We start from the raw sequence: 18,190 nt of genomic DNA, 5'->3' as shown, positions 1-18,190 counted from the left end.
AAAAGCAGGCCCCCAAAGCATCTATCAAACCGGGGTCAATTCACTGTATCGTCGAATGGCTGTAGGCGAAGCGTCGACGACGTATCTCGCTTCGCCTATTCGAGAGATCTTTGACCAAACATGCGCGAGTTTTTAACAACTGGTCGGCTGTTGACCGTACAGTACAGCCCCCCGGCCAACACCAGCCCCATCGCCCAACTAATGTCGGCGCCTAGCCAGTTCGCTACAAAGCCTGTGTAGAACGAGAGCTTCATGAAGGGAATCGTGCCGATTATCGAAACGGCATAGACCATAAGGGTTCGCCCGTTGAAGCGGGCGTAGCGGCCTTTAGGGTCGTACAGGTCACCTACTTCATAGTGGCCGCGACACACCCAGTAATAATCAACCAGGTTGATCGCACTCCAGGGAATCAGCAAATACAACTGACCGATCAGAATGTCCGCAAAAAACGTGTCAAAACGGTACTGGGTGGCTATGGCGATCAGGGTCGCAGCAACGGTCAACATGGCCATCACCAACGCTTTTGCTGGAGCCGTGACGTATTTGAGCCCTCCAAAGGCTCCGAATATCGTGACCGAAGACATATAGGCGCTGTACAAGCAGAGTACGTTGTACTGGATGACGCCAAGCGCGATCACGCCCAGTACCAAAGGTGCCCACGGGCCAAACAACGTGGCAATGGCGGTTGCAGGGTCGCGCTCAAGCGCTGCAGGTATCGCTACTGCCAGTAAAGCGCCTAATGCCATCATGGCAAAAGAGCCCAGTGCACAACCACAATAGGTTGTCCAGAACGTGGCACGGGTGCTCACGTTCGCGGGGAGGTAACGCGAGTAGTCTGCCACGTAGGGGCCGTAACCTAAAGTCCAGGAGGCAGCCTGCGCTATGACCAGGTTAAAGGCCGCCAACGTAAAGCCCGTACCTGAGACGGTTGTTGATGCCGCGTCGCTGGGGTGCAGCAGGATTAAGGCCAAGGCGCTTGCAAACACCAAGGTAGATAACAGGCTCATCCACGCCCCCATACGGTGGATCAGCTCGTAGCCTATAAAACCAATGATGAAAGTCAGAATGCCGACCACCACAATGGCCTGGTCGTCGCTCATTGGCACCAGCGCCTTTAAGGCATCGCGCATCAAGACGCCGCTGGCGGCAAGAAATAGCACCGCCGCCGTGACCATTACCAGCAGGGGGATCGCAGCTCCGTAAACACCGAACTGTGCCCGGCTCTGGATCATTTGTGGAATCCCCAAGTGAGGGCCTTGGGCGGAGTGCGCGGCCATGAACACGGTGCCGACCAGATTGCCAATCAGCAGGCCCAGCAATGTCCAGCCGAAGCTCAACCCCGAGGCGATACCCAGCGTACCGACCATCAAAGCGGTCACTTGGAAATTGGAACTGAACCAGATGGTGAACAACCGCCGTGGCGTTCCGTAACGTTCACTGTGAGGGACAAACTCGATACTACGCTTTTCCAGCTTCACGACCGCCTCCTGATTTATTTTCGTGATTATCAGATAGGCATCGATAGCTTTTCGACCCAGCTGCGAACGCCTCATAGCTAGTAGCGCCATACCCTCGCGTAAATTGCAGGTGTTTTCACACAGCCTGGGTCGCTCTCTGCCGGTCATGGTTACGAAATGTGCTGGTCAAGTCCGATGCACAGTCGTGGAGATCAATGGGACTGTCGTTGGGTTTGCCAATTTCTATCAAGCTAAACGCAATGGCGTTTGCTGTATCGGCAATGTCATCGTCTCGCCGAGCGCTCGGGGCGAAGGAGTGGCCACGTTTATCGTGGAGACGATGACCGGCTTGGCATTCGAGCGTTACGGAGCCAACGAGGTGCAGATTTCCTGTTTCAACGAAAACACGGCAGGGCTGCTGCTTTACCCCAAACTTGGGTTTGTGCCCTATGCCATTGAGGAACGACCTTCTTTGGGGAACGGCCGTTCGGCCCTCATACACATGACGCGCAGCAGAAGCTCGACCGGTTGAATACACCGTCGATTGCTACTTTGGATGACAGGCAGAAATCGGCTAGCTCAGGGTGGTGGAAAGCAATGGCATGTCCGCAAATGGCTGGTGGCTGCCCTTGGTGAGAGACAGCTTTTGGCCGATTTCTGCCTCTCACGAGGGGCAGAAAACGACCCATTGCTGCCGGTGGCGACAGGCAGCAATCGAAAGACGTCATTCGTCACGCTACCTGGAAGCATCACGTAAGAGATGACGACCCTGGCCGCACAACCCCAGTCCTGGCCAACCCCAACACCGTGATCACCGAGTAAATCATCCCGCCCGAGGTCGGGTGAGTGGATTCGTGAGATCGGCCTGTATGACGTCGACGGCGATCTGGTCGCCGTGGCCACGGAGGCTGCGATGTTCAATGTGTGTCAGTTGAAGGAATCTAAGGATGTCCTGCGACAGCGTTCTCGGAGTTGCACACAATCGATGGGAGTACGGGTTATATCGAGCAGGGACTAGCAAGGATTAAAGGCGCTAGGACTCAGGAATGCAATCGGGTGAGTAGTCCTCTTCGGCTTCTAAACAAAAAATGCCGTGATAGCATTTTGATCTAAGAGTTTTTAATTCACCCGACGCGCCTAGTCTACGCTCGCATTAGTGTCCCTTCGTCAGGGGCAGAGTCGAGTGGCGTACATTTGGGCGCGATTGTAGATAAGGATGAAGGTACGGTCGCCGACCTGCCCGCGTGTCCAATGATACGATCGAAGATGAAAGGCGTGGTATTTTATATAACATCAGGATTCGATTATTGAAAGATAAAGTTAAGGTGAAGGAACAGGGCACTCAGCTAGCACAATTGGTGTCAGTTTCAGCTGAAGTAAAAATTGATAGCAACAGGGTGATTGATCGTGTGCCAACCCCCTTGATCGCCATGTTTCTGGAAGTATGAGGGGACGATAGCCATGAGGTTTTATGTTCTGGTTGCGGTAGTGTTAGCTGCTGTGTGGATATGGAGTAGTGTTGTCACTGAAAGCCAGCAGGTGAATTATTTTTTGGTGGACGGTGTGAAGTACTGTTTGAACTCAGATTTGATTTCGAGAGGAGTTAGTTCTAAGGAGGGGTATCAGGCGGTTTTGATCGACGGTGTAGATATCGTTGGTAGTAATATTAGAAAGGTTAGGGTGTACGTTGATCGTAATGATGTTGGCATGAATGACCCAGGTAGGTCAGCTTACGAATTCATCAAGAGTGGGGGGCGTTTGGAGGTGGTGGAGGCGACGAATGCTTTCGTGGTCTATCATTCTGATGAGGTCGCCCGCGAGAAAGAGTGGATTTTTAAAGACTTGCGTGATGATGAATATTTTTACTATGACTGTATTTTTCAGTTTACCTGCTCTATTCATGGAACTTATGAAGGGAAAATTGGATTGCGAGTGGATTTTCAGTCTGGTGAGAAAGTACTTTCTAACGATAAAGTGTTAAAAATTTATCGGGCGGTTAAACATATTGTCTTCGGGGCTTTTGTGATGCATCAATGTTGAACTCATCGCTAAAATAGCTTTTTTCTGAATATGCTACTGCCCAAATTCTGGAGCAGCAGGTCTATTGCGTCGAAGGTCAAGGCGCTGTCTATTGTGTTCTTACCTTTGGCGTACGCGAACTGTTGGATGGGCTGAATCGAATGGTCGAGCAGCCCCTTCTTCCATCCACCCAACTGAAGATCAATCCCATCGTCATAGATCCGTTTGACATTGGCAACGCCGTACTTGGCGATTTCTTCGAGTAAATCTTCGGCAAATGCTGCAGCGGCAAGTCTTCTGTTTCTTGCATGAATTTGGGAATGCTGCTTCTGGCCGCTCTCTGCCGGTCATGGGTTACAAAGCCTGCCGGTCAAATCCGATGCAATCGGTGGTCAACTAGAGTGCAATTCCGCACCTGACGACCAAACCACTACTGCCCACGCAAAAAACCCTTCCTGCGCGTCAACACAGGAAGGGTTTCTTGTTTGCGGCTAATCAGTTTTTAGCCTGGCTCAACTTGGTGAACAGCTCGGTCGGTACTTTCTTGCCGTTGGAGGTGTACTGGTTAGTGCGGAACTTGTACACCTCCCCCTCGGACAGGAAACCGTCGCCGTTGGTGTCCATCGCCTTGAATTCCTCTGTGCCCTTGGGCGCCACGGCCAGCAGTTCCTTGAGCGACACGCGGCCGTCATGGTCGGCGTCGGTGCGCGCGAAAGAAGCATCGCCGCACTTGCCTTCACCGCACTTGCCCTCGGCCTGGGTCTTTTGCGCGCTGGCTTCGCTGGCGCCGCACTTGCCTTCGCCACACTTGCCTTCGCTGGTCTTTTCCGCGGAGGCCAGTTGATAGCCCTGCGGCAAGGCTTCGGCGGAAAACGCCGAGGACGCGAAGTTGATACCGCCGATCAGTGCAACAGCGATCAGGCCAATACGGGTTTTGTTCGACTGGATACGAGACATGTTGATACTCCGGATCAATGGCGTGGCTGGACCACTATTGGTCGTACCACAAGGGTTAATGAACCTGGTTGCGAGGTGCGGGATGCATCTCGCTTTGGCAGGTCAATTTGGCCCCAGTGGTGTATCCCGGCTGTATCCGTGAAGAGTGGGTTTTGTATGGTTGTAGTCGGATCTCCTGCGCTGATACACAGCGATACACGAAAGCCGGTCTTCAGTTGACCGGGGATGTTTTTGCTCGCGTGGGGATCGCTCGACATTGCCCACGAGCGCTTGTTTAAAAAGGTTGTAGGGTATTTCCTGCGGGCTACAAGACCTTGCGTCGTTGCCTACGGTTACGCCAGAATCCGCCGGCTTGTGCGCCTTGCCCCTGGTCTCTATCGTTTCCGCGCCACTGCCCATCAGTGGCCAGGTCTGGAAACCCCGAAATGAAAATGGCGCCACTGCGCCCTTCATAACCTACGCTTGCGCACTTTTAAGTGTGCACTCCGTTATGGCGGCTGTGCGCGGGAGACCTTCGGGTCTACCGGGTTGCCGTTTCCCCGGGTTTCCAGCCTGCGTACAGCTGCCACCCCTTCGTCTGGAAACGAACGTGGCAGCTTCAACCATGAAGCGGAGACTCCCATGTTCAAAGTCACCCCCAACCCGCCGGACACCGATCCGACATCCCCCTGCGAACCCGATTCAAACAGGCTCAACGAAGCCGCCGAACCCGCACTCGCCTTCCACGTCCCCTCCACCGCAGACATCAAAGCCACACCGCGCACGCCAGGCTCGCTGTTTACCGTAGACCCCAAGGTCGATACCGAAACCCTGATGGTGTACCTGGTAGAGACCCTGGCCTCGGTCGACGTGATGGTGCACCAGTTGGTGGATCATCTGGATGGCGGATCGCGCAATGCCCTGCTGGGGATTTCCAACAGTGTGATGTTGGCGGAGATCACGGCGAATCGGGTGCTGGACCAAATCGACCCGCCCGAATAATCACTGAATCTGTGGCTAACGCTGCCCCTGTGGCGAGGGGGCTTGCCCCCGTTGGGCTGCGAAGCGGCCCCCGCTTATCTTCTGTCAAATGGTGCAGTCAGGTCTTGCGACGGCTTCGCCGCCGAACGGGGTGGTGCGGCATTCCGACAAGCCCCCTCGCCACAGGTTTTGTGTGTTTGATAAAACCTGCTTGCGCGTCCCGTCGAACGGGATCAGTCTCGGGAGCAGCATTGGCCTTCACCCAAGCGCTCCGGGCAAGGACGAAGGCATACCTCTCAACGAGGATATGAAGATGAAATCCGCTTTCGTCGTCCTGCTAATGACCCTCGCACTGTGCAACTCGCCCCTGGTGAGCGCCGCCCCCGCCGCCGACGCCATTGTGCCCTTCCACGTCGACATTTCGGATCAACAACTCACTGACCTGCGCAGCCGCATCACGGCGACGCGTTGGCCGGACAAAGAGACGGTGGGTGATCGATCCCAGGGGGCGCAGCTTGAGAAATTGCAGGCGCTGGTTCGCTACTGGGGCACGGACTATGACTGGCGCAAGGCCCAGGCGCAGCTCAATGCCTTGCCCCAGTACACGACCACCCTCGAGGGGGTCTCTATCCATTTTATCTGGGTGCGCTCGCAGCAGCCGAATGCGTTACCGATGATCCTGACCCACGGTTGGCCAGGCTCGGTACTGGAGTTCATCAAGGTGGTCGGCCCGCTCACCGATCCGGCCGCTCATGGGGGCAATGGCGCGGATGCATTCGACGTGGTGATTCCGTCGATCCCCGGCTACGGCTTCTCCGGCAAACCGACTGAACCCGGATGGGACCCGGACCATGTGGCACGGGTCTGGGGGCAATTGATGCAGCGGCTGGGGTATTCACGCTACGTCGCCCAGGGTGGTGACTGGGGCGGCCCTATCACGAGCGCCATGGCGCGTCAGTCCGTGCCCGGGTTACTGGGCATTCACCTCAACCTGCCGGCGACGGTGCCACCGGAGGCGACCGCCGCACTCGCTGCTGGTGGTCCCGCGCCTGCGGGGTATTCCGAGCAGGAACGCGCGACCTATGACGCGCTGGCCGCCTCCATTAAACAGGGAAACCTGGCCTACAGCGCGATGATGGCCGCGCGGCCGCAAATGATTGGCTACGGCGTAACGGACTCCCCGGCATTCCTCGCAGCGTTCATGCTCGGTCACCCGGGATTCGCCAAGTGGACTTATGGCGCCGACCCACAGCAATCGCCAGGCAAGGATGAAGTGCTGGACGACATCACCTTGTACTGGTTGACGAACAGCGGCGCCTCGGCAAGCCGGTTCTATTGGGAAAACAAAGGTCGCAGCCCGCTTTTTTCCGCGGCACAGAAGACCGGCGACATCACACTGCCGGTGGCCGTCACAGTCTTCCCCGACGATGTCTATTTCCCGCCGGAGAGCTGGGCCCGACGCGCCTATCACAACCTGATCTACTTCCATCAGGCGGCCAAGGGTGGCCACTTCGCAGCGTGGGAACAGCCGGAGCTCTTTACCGAGGAAGTGCGCACGGCGTTTCGGCCGCTGCGCTGACTCACGGGGCCGCGTCGCATCAATTGGGGTCCAGCAACCCGCCTCTCCAGTGACGTGACACCCGACTGCCGGTGAATTTCGCCACGCCCATGCCTTGGGCTATCAGTCGATCGCGATAGCGCGTCACCAGGCGCCCCGCTTGCTCGGCATGCAATACCACTTCGGAGGACGGATCGCCCGGCCGCCCGAGAATCCGCGCAAAGCGCTGGCCCTCTTCGACAAAATCCCCCAGCTCTTTTTCGAAGATCAGCACGCCGGGTTGCGGGGCGATGATGGTTTCCATGTGGCCCATTTCCACAGCCTCGACAGGCCAGTCTGCAGGCGCCACGGACTCATCGATGACGCAGCAACCGCACAGCCAGTTGTACAGCCCTTCGGCATCCTGCTCGGAGAAGCGGTCGCTGACATCGCCCTGCCCGCGCAGCTCCAGAGTTGCAGCCATACGCCCTGCAGTGACTCCGTCGCGTATCCACGGGGCAATGATGGTTTCTTCGAAGGAACCGTCGCCGCCGTCATCCCAGATGATCGCCACGTCCATCTTCATCGCCGCCGCCAGTTCGCGACCGCGCGGCCAGAAACTGCGGTGTACGTAGAGGTACGGCAAGGCCTCGTCATCGGTGTGCAGGTCGAGCATCACATCGGCCGTGGCGGCCAGTTGCACCAGCTTCTTTTGCCATTGCTGGACGCAGGTCGAAGGTCGCGCCATGGCCGCCGACTGGTCGAACGAGCGATTGAAGTTGTGCCCGGTCGCGTCGTGGTAACGGCCGAGAATCCGCCCCTGGCGAAACTGCCCGATGCCCAGTGGATTAGCTTGTGGCACCACGGTCACCTGGCCCTTGAGCCGGCCTTGGGTCTCGACCACCTGAAGCCGTTGCATCAGCAAATGCAGCACCAGCATCCCGGCGATTTCATCGGCATGTACGCCGGCCTGCAGGTGCACGTTCGGCCCGCTGCCATCGCCTGCATAACGCCAGGCACCGACCCGCACGGCATCGCCGTTGTTGTTGCGCACACTGAACGAAATATCCTGCGGCATTGGCTTTCCCTCCCGTCATGAACGTTGAAAAACGTTGTATCGCTGCTGTCGAGGCTGGTGATTGAACGGACGTTCAACTAAGCTCGGCATCGTGGAACCTCACCCAAGGACAGCCTTGTGACTACCGATGCCCCGAAAAACCGCCGCGCCGAACCCGATGACCGTCGCGAAATGCTGGTGGCCGCCACTCTGCGCTGCCTGGGTCGCGACGGTCATGCCGGGATATCCGTACGGCGCATCGCCACCGAGGCCGGGGTGTCCGTGGGTTTGCTCAACCATCACTTCGGCAGCATCGAGGCACTGATCGCCGACACCTACCAGCGGCTTGCGAGCGAACTGACCACGGCCCTGCTCCAGGAAATCGAACAGGCCGAGACACCCGCGCAAAAGATCGATGCCTTCCTGGAAGGCTCGTTCTCGCCCAGGGTCATGGACCCGAAACTGCTCGGCGTGTGGGTGGTGTTCTGGAGCCTGATCCGGCACTCCGAACACGTCAGCCAGTCCCACGAAAAAAGCTACCGCGCCTACCTTGATCTGATCCGCCAGTTGCTCGACGGGCTGGCCGCCAGCGAAGGCTTCGTGATTCACGACACCCGCCTGGCCGCCATCGGCCTATCGGCGATGCTCGACGGTCTCTGGCTCGAGTGGTGCTTGAACCCCGAGACCTTCAGCGCCGCCAACGGACTCCATATCTGCCGTTGCTGGATAAAGGGGCTGCGTCACGGAGCATTCAGCACCGACGACGTCTTGTGAGGCGTGCCGGCCGAAGATCATCGCCAGGGTGCCGCTGACCGCAATCAATCCGGCACCGATCATCAGCGACGTATCCATCAACGTGCCCCAGACCAGGCTCGACAGGGCAAACGCCCAGATCAGCCCGGTGTATTCGAACGGTGCGAGCAAGGTCGCGGTGGCGCGGCGGAAACTGGCGAACAGCAGGAACTGGCCGATACCGCCCACCAGGCCGGCGCCGAGCATGCCCAGCCAGGCCGGTGTCGGTGTCGGTGACGGCGTGTGGGTCCACGGCAACGCGACCGTCATGCACAGCACAAACACCACGTTGGTGATCAGCATCTGCTCCAGCACTGAGGTCTGTTCATCCACCTGACGCAACTGGATGTAGGTGAACGCCCAGCACATCGCCGCCAGCAGGGTCAGGACGATCGGCAACGGATCGGTCATGTTGTCGGGGCGACAGGCAATGACCACCCCGACAAAACCGATGATCAGGCTGAACCACTGCCAGCCGCTGGCGCGCTCCTTGAGAATCACCGCCGCCAGCACCGTGACCATGATCGGCGCGGAGAAATACAGGGTGGTCATCTCCGCCAGGGTCAGGTCCCGGGCCGCTGTGTAGTACAGCAGCCAGGCGACGATCGACAGTAAACCGCGCACCACCAGCAGGCGTCGGCTCGGCGAGCGCCAGGCCCGCTGGATCAGGCGCATGCGCCCCGCCAGCAACACCGCGGCGACCACCACCAGGCTGCGCCAGAACAGGATGGTCACCACTGAATAATCGGCCACCAGCCACTTGATGGCCGCATCCTGCAACGCCAGGAACGCGTAGCCCAGGGTGCACAGGCCAATGCCTTGCAGCGACCGATCCATCCGTGGCGAACTCATCAGGCCGACCTGCGCACCGGCGTCCCGCGCCGTTCTGCAAAGGCAAACAGCGCCTCGATCAGGAAGGTCAGGCACACGTAGACCCCGGCCACCAGCAACAAGGGTTCGTACACCTGCAGGGTTTGGGCGCGGACCACGTTGGCGGCGCCCAACAGGTCAATCACGGCGATGGTCGAGGCCAATGCCGTGGACTTGAGCAGCATCACGGTTTCACCCGCCAGTGTCGGCAACAGCAGACGCAGGGCCCGGGGCAAGCGCACTCGCAACAACGACTGGCGCGCCGTCATGCCAAAGGCCGACGCAGCCTCCATCTCCCCCTTGGGCACCGCCAGCAGGCCACCGCGAATCACTTCGCCGACATAGGCCCCCATCGACACCACCAGGGCGAACACGATGTACCAGTAACCATCACGCAGATAAGGCCAGAGAAAGCTGCCGCGAATCAGCGGGAACTGGGCAAACAGGCTGCCCAGCCCGTAGTAGTAGATGTAGATCTGGATCAGCAACGGCGTGCCACGCGTCACGCTGGTGTAGAACAGGCTGACCTTGGCGATCACCTTGTTTTTCGAAATCCGCGCCAGCGCCACCAGCACCGCCAGCAGGTAACCGAACACACTGGATACCAACAGAATGACGAGGGTCGTTTGCAGCCCCCGGCCCAACAGCGCCGCGTATTCAACTATCCACGCTGGAATCATTTCGTTCTCTCTGCCGGTTCAGTCAACAAGAGGCATCCAGCGACGAATGCGTCGCTCCAACCGTCCCGAAAGATAGTTCGACGCCAACGTCACCGCGTAATACAACGCCGCAGCCGTGAGGTAGAACAACAGATAATGGCGCGTCGATCCCGCGCCTTGTTTGGCGGTGTACAGCAGCTCGTTGGTGCCGACCACGCTGATCAGCGCACTGTCCTTGATCAGGTTGATCCACAGGTTGGCCATCCCGGCCATGGCGTAAGGCGCCATGATCGGCAGCGTGACCCGGCGGAACAGACCGAAGCCGTTCAGGCCGAACGCCTTGGCCGCTTCGATCTGGCCGAAGGGAATCGCCTGGATCGCCGCGCGGAAAATCTCCGAGGCGTAGGCACCCTGCACCAGCCCCAGCACCACGATGGCCGCCAGCGGACCGCTGACATTCACCACGCCGTAGCCGAGCCGGGTCATCAGTGAGTTGAGGAGCATGGAACCGACGTAGTACAGCAACAGAATCAGCAGCAATTCCGGAACTGCCCGGAACAACGTGGTGTAGCCGCGCATCAGCGCCGCAATCGGCTTCGGCGCGCCAAGCTTGAGACAAGCCACCACCAGCCCGATGGCCAGCCCGAGCACAAAGGCCCCGGCCGAAATCTGCAGGGTCATCCAGAGCCCCTTCAACAGCGCACTGCCCCATCCCTGTTCGGTGAAGTTGATCAAATCGAACATTGCCGGCATATCAACTCTCCAGTCGGAGTACACGATCCCTTGTAGGAGCGAGCCTGCTCGCGAAAAACGTTAACGATGACGCGGTCACTCAGAAGAACCGCGGCGCACTGGCGTCCATCGCGAGCAGGCTCGCTCCTACAGGTACTGTGTTGAGATCAGAACGCAGGTTTCACGCTGGTACCGAAGTAGCTCTGGGAGAGGTCGTCGTAGTCCTTGCTCGCCAGCAACTCCTGGATGGCCTTGTCGAGTTTCGCCTTGAGTTCGGTGTCGTCCTTGCGCAAGCCGGCCCCTACGCCTTTGCCGAAGATCGGGTCATAAGGCACGGTGCCGAGGTAGGCCAGGTCCTTGGCATCCGGGGTTTTGACGAACGAAGCCATGGCGGTGCCGTCGGCCATCATCAGGTCGATGCGGCCGGCAATCAGGTCGGCGTTGGCCGAGTCCTGGGTGTCGTAGTACTTAACGTCGGCAATTTTTTCGTAGTAGGTCTTCAGGTAGCTGGCGCTCACGGTCGAGTTCTGCACACCGATGATCTTGCCCTTGAGGTCATCCGGGTACTTCTTCACCGACGTCTCTTTCGGGCCGACGACGGCAATCGCCGAATCGTAGTAGGCCTTGCTGAAGGCGATCTGTTTTTCCCGTTCTTCGGTCACCGACATCGAAGAAAAAATCACGTCGATCTTCTTCGCCAGCAGCGACGGAATGATGCCGTCCCACGCCACTTCCTTGATCTCGCAATCGGCTTTCATTTCGCTGCACAGCTTGTGGATCAGGTCGACTTCAAAACCCTTCCACTCACCGTTGGCCTGTTTCTCGGTGTACGGCGGATAGGGTTCCGCTGCCACCGCGAACCTGATCGGCTGTGCTTGCGCCGCACTCATGCCGGCCAGCAATACGCAGGCCGCACCGGTCAACCAGTTTGCAAAACGTCGATTTCCCATGTTGTTTTCCCGTCTTTTTATGATGAGTTAGCGAGTCTGATGAGCGTTGACGAATTGTCGGCAACGCTCGCTGCGTGGGTGTACGAACACTTCGTCCGGCGAACCGGTTTCCTCGATCAGCCCTTGATGCAGGAAGGCGACTTTGGAAGAGACATCGCGTGCGAACGCCATTTCATGAGTCACGAGGATCATGGTCCGGCCTTCTTCGGCGAGGGAGCGGATCACCCGCAGCACTTCCCCGACCAGTTCCGGGTCGAGTGCCGAGGTGGGTTCATCGAACAGCATGACCTTGGGCCGCATGGCCAGGGCCCGGGCGATGGCCACCCGTTGTTGCTGTCCCCCGGAGAGAAACGCCGGGTACTCGTTGCGCTTGGCCGCAAGCCCGACGCGTTCGAGCAGGGCTTCGGCCCGTTCTGTGGCCTCCGCACGGCTTTCACGCAGGACCTGGGTCGGCGCTTCGATGAGGTTTTCCAGCACCGTACGGTGGGGCCAGAGGTTGAAGTTCTGAAACACCATGCCCAGGCTGGACCTTATGCGAACAAGCTGTTTAGCGTCCGACACCAGCGGTGCACCGGGACGATTCTGGTTAAGGTGAATGCTTTCGCCATCGACCAGGATGCGCCCCTGGTCCGGCACTTCGAGCATATTGATGCAGCGCAGCAAGGTACTTTTGCCCGAGCCGCTGGCACCGATCAGGGAGATCACCTCGCCCTCTCGGGCCGTCAGGGAAACGCCTTTGAGCACTTCGATATTGCCGAAGCGTTTGTGCAGGCGATCGACCTCGATCATGGTCTTGGCTGCGGCCGGTTCGATGGTTGCAGTACTGGTCACCGTACCGATCACCGGCCTCGGCGCTTCACCTTTGAGCACCTGGACAAAGCCGCGAATGCGCTGACAGGCCTGGGCCAGTCGCTCGTCACTCAGGGTGAACGAAAGCCGTACAAAACCCTGGGCCGGCTCACCGAATGCCGCCGCATCCAGCACCGAGACACCGGCTTCACGCAACAGGCGCCAGGCGAATTCAAGCGAGGTCAGGCCGGTGCCGCGCACGTCCACCAGCACGAACATGCCCGCATCGGGGTTGAGCACGCTGATGCCCGGACAATCGGCCAGGCCGGACACTACCAGATCGCGGCGCCGGCGATAGATCTCGCGCATGCCGTGGGTGACTTCATCATGGGACTGCACGGCCTTGAGCGCCGCTTCCATGACAAACCCGGGCAAGCCGTACAGCATGCTCAGCACCAGGGTTTCGACATGATTGACCAGGGCTTCATTGGCCACGACCCAGCCGATGCGCCAACCGGTCATGGCATGGGATTTCGACAGGCTGCCGATCACCACGCAGCGCTCGGCCATGCCCGGCAACGCCGCCAGACTCAGGTGTTCACGCTCGTAGGCGAGGCTCTCGTAGACCTCGTCCACCACCACCCACAGGTCATGGGCGATGGCGAGGTCGGCGATGGCTTGCAGCTCTTCGCGGCCCAGCACCACGCCAGTGGGGTTGTTCGGATTGGAGAAGAAAATCGCCCGGGTGCGCGGGGTAATGGCCTTGGCCAGCACGGCGGCATCGAGGCGAAAACCCGAGTCCGCCGCACAGGGCACCCGCACCAGCGTGGCGCCGGACGCCTTGAGCGTGGCTTCGTAGGTGACGTACATCGGATCGAGGGCGATCACTTCGTCGCCGGCACCGAGCAGGCACATCGAGGTGGCGAACAAGGCGTTCTGCGCACCTGCCGTGAGAATGATGTTCGACGCCTGCAGTTCGCGGTCGATCAGTTGGCTGTAGCGACCGGCGATGGCCTCGCGCAAGGCCTGGCGGCCGGCGATTTCGGTGTAGTGGGTATCCCCTTCGCGCAAGGCGTGGATGGCGGCGTCGGTAATGAAATCCGGGGTGGGGAAATCCGGGTCGCCGACGCTGAGGATGATCACGTCCTCGCCATTGCGCTGTGCCGCATTGGCCGCGTAGTGAATATCCCAGGCGGCAACGCCCTGGCCACTGATCCGCTCAACAAAGGGTGAAAACCGCATGCCAGTGCCTCGTTCGAATTGAAGAAACGCAAGCCCGCAACCAGCCGGGGGAAGGTGGCCCCCAACATAGTCGAGACTGAACACTCGTTCAACAGAAAACTCACAAGGCTTCGCGTTCAGCGCAAACAGGTCGTTTTCACGATAGTCGCGCCGTTTTTCAGCACGAGGGTGCCAGGCGCTGTGACACAAATTGACTGAGCACCCCGATGAGCAGCGCAACGACGATCAACGCCGCCGCGACGGCGAACGTGACCCGCATCCCCTGCCCGACCGCTTCCGGTTGTGCCTGCAGGATGTTGTTGCTGGCCGTGGCGAAGGCAAACACCGCGCCCATCACCGAAGCGCCGGTGATCAGCCCCAGGTTGCGTGACAGGCCGAGCAGACCGGACATCACGCCCCGTTGGTCCGGCGCAATGTCGGCCATCACGGCGGTATTGTTCGCCGCCTGGAACAGCGCATAACCGGCGGTAATGACCGCCAGTGGCACGATGTAGCCGAGCGCACCGAAGTTCGTCGGCACGGCGGGCAGTATGCAAGCGCCGGTCAACATGGCAATCAATCCGAGCGTGCGGGATCGATGTGCGCCCAATCCGTCGACCCATCGACCCGCCGGGACCCCGACCAGTGCGGCGACCAGCGGCCCTGTCGACATCACCAGGCCAACGCTCACTGCATTCAACGCCAGTGCGCCGGTGAGATAAAACGGCCCCACCACCAGGGTGGCCATGACCACGGTCGTCACCAGCATGCTCATGGCGAAACCTGCGCTCAGCTGCGGATTGCGGAACATCGTCAGTCGAACCAGCGGCGACTCGGCCGTGCGCTCGACGAACACAAACACGCCCGCCCCAACCACCGCCACCAGCAACAGTGCCGTGTTCAGCGGACCAAAACTGCCACGCCCGAGGGTCATCGCCAGCGCATAGGCCAGCAGCGTCAGGACCAGTACCAGGGTGCCGAGGACATCGAAAACCGCTCGATCCGCCCTTTTCTCAAGGCAATCTTTCGGTAAAAAACGATGCGCGAGCCCCATCGCCAAAACACCCAACGGCACATTGACCAGAAAAATCGCCTGCCAACCCAAATTGGCAATCAAAAAACCGCCGAGGGTCGGGCCGAGCGACGTGCCAATCGCCGACATAGTGCCGAGCAGGCCCATCGCACTGCCCAGTTTTGCCTTGGGTACCGCCCCGCTCACCAGCGCCATGGTCAACGCCATCATGATGGCCGCGCCGATGCCCTGTATGGCCCGGGCAGCAATCAGCAACCAGAGACCGGATGAGACGGCGCACAGAACTGAAGCGGCGGTAAACACACAAATCCCGATCAACAACAAACGCCGACGGCCAATGATGTCGCCGAGCCGCCCGACACTGACGATCAGTGCCGTGATCGCCAGCAGGTAAGCGAGCACCACCCATTGCACTTGCTGGAAGGAGGCCGAGAACGCCTCAGCCAGTGCCGGTAAACCAACATTGGCAATGCTGGTGCCCAGGGATGACAGCAGCATGGACAGCGACAGGCTGGCCAGCGCGCCTCGAATTGATATGGACTTCATTTTCTCGTGACTCCGCAAACAGGTTGTCTGGAGCCTAAGCCCGGCCATAACATGGCGGAAGACGCAGTATTTGCACTGTATACGTGCACCAGACGCCACCTACCCACAAACCATTGTGGGAGCGGGCCTGTGATGAGGGGACCTGTGGCGAGGGGGCTTGTCGGAACGCCGCACCGCCCCGTTTGAGTGCGTAGCACTCACAAAGATCTTTGGTGCATCAGAGATTTTGGGGCTGCTTCGCAACCCAACGGGGGCAAGCCCCCTCGCCACAGGTCCCCTCACCACAAGCCCCCTAGCCAACAGGCCCGCTCCCACAGGAACCCATTCCATGCCCGACCTGAATCTGCTGATCACCCTGAACGTGTTGCTCGAAGAAGGCAGCGTAGCCCGCGCCGCGCAGCGTTTGCGCCTGAGCCCGTCAGCCATGAGCCGGGCGCTGGCGCGGTTGCGCGAAACCACCGGCGATCCGCTGCTGGTGCGGGCCGGGCGCGGGCTCGTGCCCACGCCTCGGGCGCTGGAGTTGCGTGAACGCGTCGGCATGCTGGTGCAAGATGCCGAAGCCGTCCTGCGCCCCGCCGAGGCACTCGATCTCAATCAACTGGTGCGCGCCTTCACCCTGCGCACCAGCGATGGCTTCGTGGAAAATTTCGGAGCGCCACTGATCGCCCGCATCAACCAGGAGGCACCCGGTGTCCGCTTGAGTTTCGTGCAGAAGCTGAACAAGGACAGCACCCTGCTGCGCGAGGGCTCAGTGGATCTGGAAACCGGTGTGATCGGCGAAACGACCAGCCCGGAAGTGCGGACCCGGATGCTGTTTCGTGACCGGTTCATTGGCGTCGTGCGTGAGGGTCATCCACTGACTCAAGGCGAGATGACAGCGGTTCGTTATGCCGGTGCCCGACACATCCTGGTCTCGCGCCGGGGCCACGAAAAAGGCGTCATGGACGACGCCTTGAGTGAGCTGGGACTGAAACGGGACATCATCACCATCGTCGCCGGCTTCTCTTCGGCGATTGCATTGGCGCGGGCTTCAGACCTGGTGGCCAGCGTACCGGAGCGACACGTCGGCAACCTGTGCCAGGGGATGCATTGCTTTGCCCTGCCGTTCCCCACGCCGCCGATCACGGTTTCGATGCTGTGGCACCCGCGCATGGACGCCGACCCGGCGCATCGCTGGTTGCGCAGTTGCGTGTGGGAGGTTTGCAGTCAATAAACCCCGGGGCGCGCATTCAAGCGATTTGTATCGAAGTGTATTTCCCCCGGCCACCTTACACAGCGATACAAATCCGCCAGGTTCGGGACATATATGCAGTACATGGAAATGAAAAAGTGGGGCGCATCGGAAAGCGCAGGCTTCCCGAGCATTCCAGCGACCCACTGACAGGAAAAACCACCATGATCAATGCAATCTATACCGTGCTGTACACCGGCAAGACCCACACCACCGGCGGCCGCGACGGTCAGGCGCGCAGCACCGATGGACGTCTGGACATCAAGCTTTCGCCTCCCGGCTCCTCGGGTGCCGGCACCAATCCTGAGCAACTGCTGGCGGCGGGTTGGTCGGCTTGTTTCATCGGGGCGATGGGCAAGGCGTGCGTCGCACTGAAAGTGGCCTTGCCAAGCGACGTTGCGGTGGATGCCGAAATCGATCTGGGCAAGTCCGAAAACGCTTTCTTTCTTCAAGCCCGTCTGAATGTCAGCCTGCCGGGCCTGGACCCGACCGTCGCACGCACGGTGGTGGACCTGGCGCATCAGACTTGCCCGTACTCCAAAGCGACCCGCGGGAACATCGACGTCGAGATCAATCTGGTTTGACCGACACAGAAAAGCCTGGCCTGACGTCTTGATGCCGGTCAGGCCAGGCTTTCTGAACACCGCAATCGTTGTTGTTGTAGGAGCGAGCTTGCTCGCGATGGTCTCGAGAGCGCCGCGTTTACCCAGTAAACAGGCGTTATCGTTAACGACCATCGCGAGCAAGCTCGCTCCTACAGTTCACCTACTCCTTGAGGATCAGCAGCGGCTGGCCTTTCTTGACGATATAGGTCGCCAGCTCCGAGGCTTTGCCCTGGCCCACGTTCTTCGCCACATGGGCGACGCCTTCGGGGATGTACAACGAATCACCAGCCTTGAGCGTCACTGGTGCCCGCCCTTCCAGTTGATACTCAAAGGTGCCGCTGATCACGTGCGCCACTTCTGCGCCCGGGTGAGCATGCCTGGGCGATACCACGCCCGGGTCGAAGTCCACGAGCACCTGAGTGACTTCGCGGTCGGCGGCGCCGAGGTCTTCGCGCAGCAGGTCCGTGCGATGCAGCCCTTGTTGCCAGTTTTTCATTGCCGGAGCCGGCTGTGCCGCCTGAGCTTGAGAGAGGCTCGCGAAGGTCGCAAGCCCTGCGGCGGCCAGGGCAATGCCAAGCTTGCCGATGGTGTGACGGGTGTTGATACGCAACATTGCCTTTCCTCCAGTTGAACCATGGCCAGCCGCGCCGAAAATGACACGATGCCGGTGGTTGCATTTGAAGGCCGCCGTGTATCGCCCGGGTGTCTGGAAACCCCGGTTTTGTATGCCCGGGTAACGGCGGGCGTTGCGGATACCTACGGATACAAACCCGCC

17 protein-coding genes and 2 pseudogenes are annotated in these 18,190 nt (G+C 59.6%); 8 read left to right on the top strand and 11 right to left on the bottom strand.

What is annotated here, in order from left to right; all coding sequences use genetic code 11:
- Positions 1-95: 95 nt before the first annotated feature.
- On the bottom strand, positions 96-1,478 hold the full coding sequence (locus PMI29_RS11165) for a purine-cytosine permease family protein (RefSeq protein ID WP_007999854.1): 1,383 nt from the start codon (positions 1,476-1,478) through the stop codon (positions 96-98).
- 145 nt (positions 1,479-1,623) lie between these two features.
- On the opposite strand from PMI29_RS11165, the gene PMI29_RS0130275 reads away from it, so the two are divergent.
- From PMI29_RS0130275 to PMI29_RS11170, 3 genes are all read left to right on the top strand, one after another.
- Entirely contained in the window at positions 1,624-1,989 is a 366-nt protein-coding gene (locus tag PMI29_RS0130275; protein WP_274517877.1) for a GNAT family N-acetyltransferase, read from the top strand.
- A gap of 775 nt (positions 1,990-2,764) precedes the next feature.
- Positions 2,765-2,905, top strand: coding sequence for a hypothetical protein (locus PMI29_RS32035; RefSeq protein WP_157221369.1), 141 nt, complete (start codon positions 2,765-2,767; stop codon positions 2,903-2,905).
- Positions 2,906-2,918: 13 nt separating this feature from the next.
- Positions 2,919-3,497, top strand: coding sequence for a hypothetical protein (locus PMI29_RS11170; RefSeq protein ID WP_007999851.1), 579 nt, complete (start codon positions 2,919-2,921; stop codon positions 3,495-3,497).
- Positions 3,498-3,550: 53 nt separating this feature from the next.
- Here PMI29_RS11170 and PMI29_RS0130270 read toward each other — a convergent pair.
- Both PMI29_RS0130270 and PMI29_RS11175 read right to left on the bottom strand, forming a co-directional pair.
- Positions 3,551-3,790 (bottom strand): annotated as a pseudogene (locus tag PMI29_RS0130270) (NYN domain-containing protein); the annotation flags it as partial.
- A 181-nt stretch (positions 3,791-3,971) separates the two neighbouring features.
- On the bottom strand, positions 3,972-4,433 hold the full coding sequence (locus PMI29_RS11175) for an HvfA family oxazolone/thioamide-modified RiPP metallophore (protein WP_007999849.1): 462 nt from the start codon (positions 4,431-4,433) through the stop codon (positions 3,972-3,974).
- 621 nt (positions 4,434-5,054) lie between these two features.
- On the opposite strand from PMI29_RS11175, the gene PMI29_RS11180 reads away from it, so the two are divergent.
- Both PMI29_RS11180 and PMI29_RS11185 read left to right on the top strand, forming a co-directional pair.
- A complete protein-coding gene (locus PMI29_RS11180) occupies positions 5,055-5,414 on the top strand; it encodes a DUF6124 family protein (protein ID WP_007999847.1) in 360 nt (119 codons plus the stop codon).
- A 292-nt stretch (positions 5,415-5,706) separates the two neighbouring features.
- Positions 5,707-6,972 carry an epoxide hydrolase family protein gene (locus PMI29_RS11185; RefSeq protein ID WP_007999845.1) on the top strand — a complete coding sequence of 422 codons (1,266 nt, stop codon included), beginning with the start codon at positions 5,707-5,709 and terminating at the stop codon, positions 6,970-6,972.
- A gap of 19 nt (positions 6,973-6,991) precedes the next feature.
- Here PMI29_RS11185 and PMI29_RS11190 read toward each other — a convergent pair whose 3' ends face one another.
- Positions 6,992-8,008 carry a M14 family zinc carboxypeptidase gene (locus PMI29_RS11190; RefSeq protein WP_007999843.1) on the bottom strand — a complete coding sequence of 339 codons (1,017 nt, stop codon included), beginning with the start codon at positions 8,006-8,008 and terminating at the stop codon, positions 6,992-6,994.
- Between the two features lie 171 nt (positions 8,009-8,179).
- On the opposite strand from PMI29_RS11190, the pseudogene PMI29_RS32665 reads away from it, so the two are divergent.
- Positions 8,180-8,665: pseudogene (locus PMI29_RS32665) on the top strand (TetR family transcriptional regulator C-terminal domain-containing protein); the annotation flags it as partial.
- On the opposite strand, the gene PMI29_RS11200 reads toward PMI29_RS32665, so the two are convergent.
- The 6 genes from PMI29_RS11200 to PMI29_RS11225 form a co-directional block, all read right to left on the bottom strand.
- The gene (locus PMI29_RS11200) at positions 8,621-9,631 is read right to left on the bottom strand and encodes a DMT family transporter (RefSeq protein ID WP_007999839.1); all 1,011 of its coding nucleotides are present in this window, start codon (positions 9,629-9,631) and stop codon (positions 8,621-8,623) included. The pseudogene PMI29_RS32665 and the gene PMI29_RS11200 overlap by 45 nt on opposite strands.
- Complete coding sequence (locus PMI29_RS11205; protein ID WP_007999837.1) at positions 9,631-10,329, bottom strand: ABC transporter permease subunit; 699 nt, start codon at positions 10,327-10,329, stop codon at positions 9,631-9,633. The genes PMI29_RS11200 and PMI29_RS11205 overlap by 1 nt, the downstream gene beginning before the upstream one ends.
- Before the next feature lie 18 nt (positions 10,330-10,347).
- Positions 10,348-11,061, bottom strand: a complete 714-nt coding sequence (locus PMI29_RS11210) for an ABC transporter permease (RefSeq protein ID WP_007981895.1) — start codon at positions 11,059-11,061, stop codon at positions 10,348-10,350.
- Between the two features lie 146 nt (positions 11,062-11,207).
- Positions 11,208-11,990: a transporter substrate-binding domain-containing protein gene (locus tag PMI29_RS11215; protein WP_007999835.1), complete on the bottom strand. Its 783-nt coding sequence runs from the start codon at positions 11,988-11,990 to the stop codon at positions 11,208-11,210.
- 27 nt (positions 11,991-12,017) lie between these two features.
- Positions 12,018-14,021 carry an aminotransferase class I/II-fold pyridoxal phosphate-dependent enzyme gene (locus tag PMI29_RS32860; protein WP_007999832.1) on the bottom strand — a complete coding sequence of 668 codons (2,004 nt, stop codon included), beginning with the start codon at positions 14,019-14,021 and terminating at the stop codon, positions 12,018-12,020.
- A gap of 157 nt (positions 14,022-14,178) precedes the next feature.
- Positions 14,179-15,579 carry an MFS transporter gene (locus tag PMI29_RS11225; protein ID WP_007999830.1) on the bottom strand — a complete coding sequence of 467 codons (1,401 nt, stop codon included), beginning with the start codon at positions 15,577-15,579 and terminating at the stop codon, positions 14,179-14,181.
- A gap of 328 nt (positions 15,580-15,907) precedes the next feature.
- Between PMI29_RS11225 and PMI29_RS11230 the strand changes: the two genes are divergently transcribed.
- Both PMI29_RS11230 and PMI29_RS11235 read left to right on the top strand, forming a co-directional pair.
- Entirely contained in the window at positions 15,908-16,792 is an 885-nt protein-coding gene (locus tag PMI29_RS11230; protein WP_007999828.1) for a LysR family transcriptional regulator, read from the top strand.
- A gap of 182 nt (positions 16,793-16,974) precedes the next feature.
- The gene (locus tag PMI29_RS11235; RefSeq protein ID WP_007999826.1) at positions 16,975-17,394 is read left to right on the top strand and encodes an organic hydroperoxide resistance protein; all 420 of its coding nucleotides are present in this window, start codon (positions 16,975-16,977) and stop codon (positions 17,392-17,394) included.
- A gap of 181 nt (positions 17,395-17,575) precedes the next feature.
- Here PMI29_RS11235 and PMI29_RS11240 read toward each other — a convergent pair whose 3' ends face one another.
- Positions 17,576-18,028 (bottom strand): cupin domain-containing protein, encoded by a 453-nt coding sequence (locus PMI29_RS11240; RefSeq protein WP_007999824.1) that lies wholly within the window; start codon positions 18,026-18,028, stop codon positions 17,576-17,578.
- Between the last annotated feature and the right edge of the window lie 162 nt (positions 18,029-18,190).

Origin of the sequence: Pseudomonas sp. GM49 (genome assembly GCF_000282355.1) — a bacterium.
Taxonomy (GTDB): domain Bacteria; phylum Pseudomonadota; class Gammaproteobacteria; order Pseudomonadales; family Pseudomonadaceae; genus Aquipseudomonas.
Note: the sequence above shows the minus strand (reverse complement) of the source record. Positions and strands in the feature narration are given on the sequence as shown.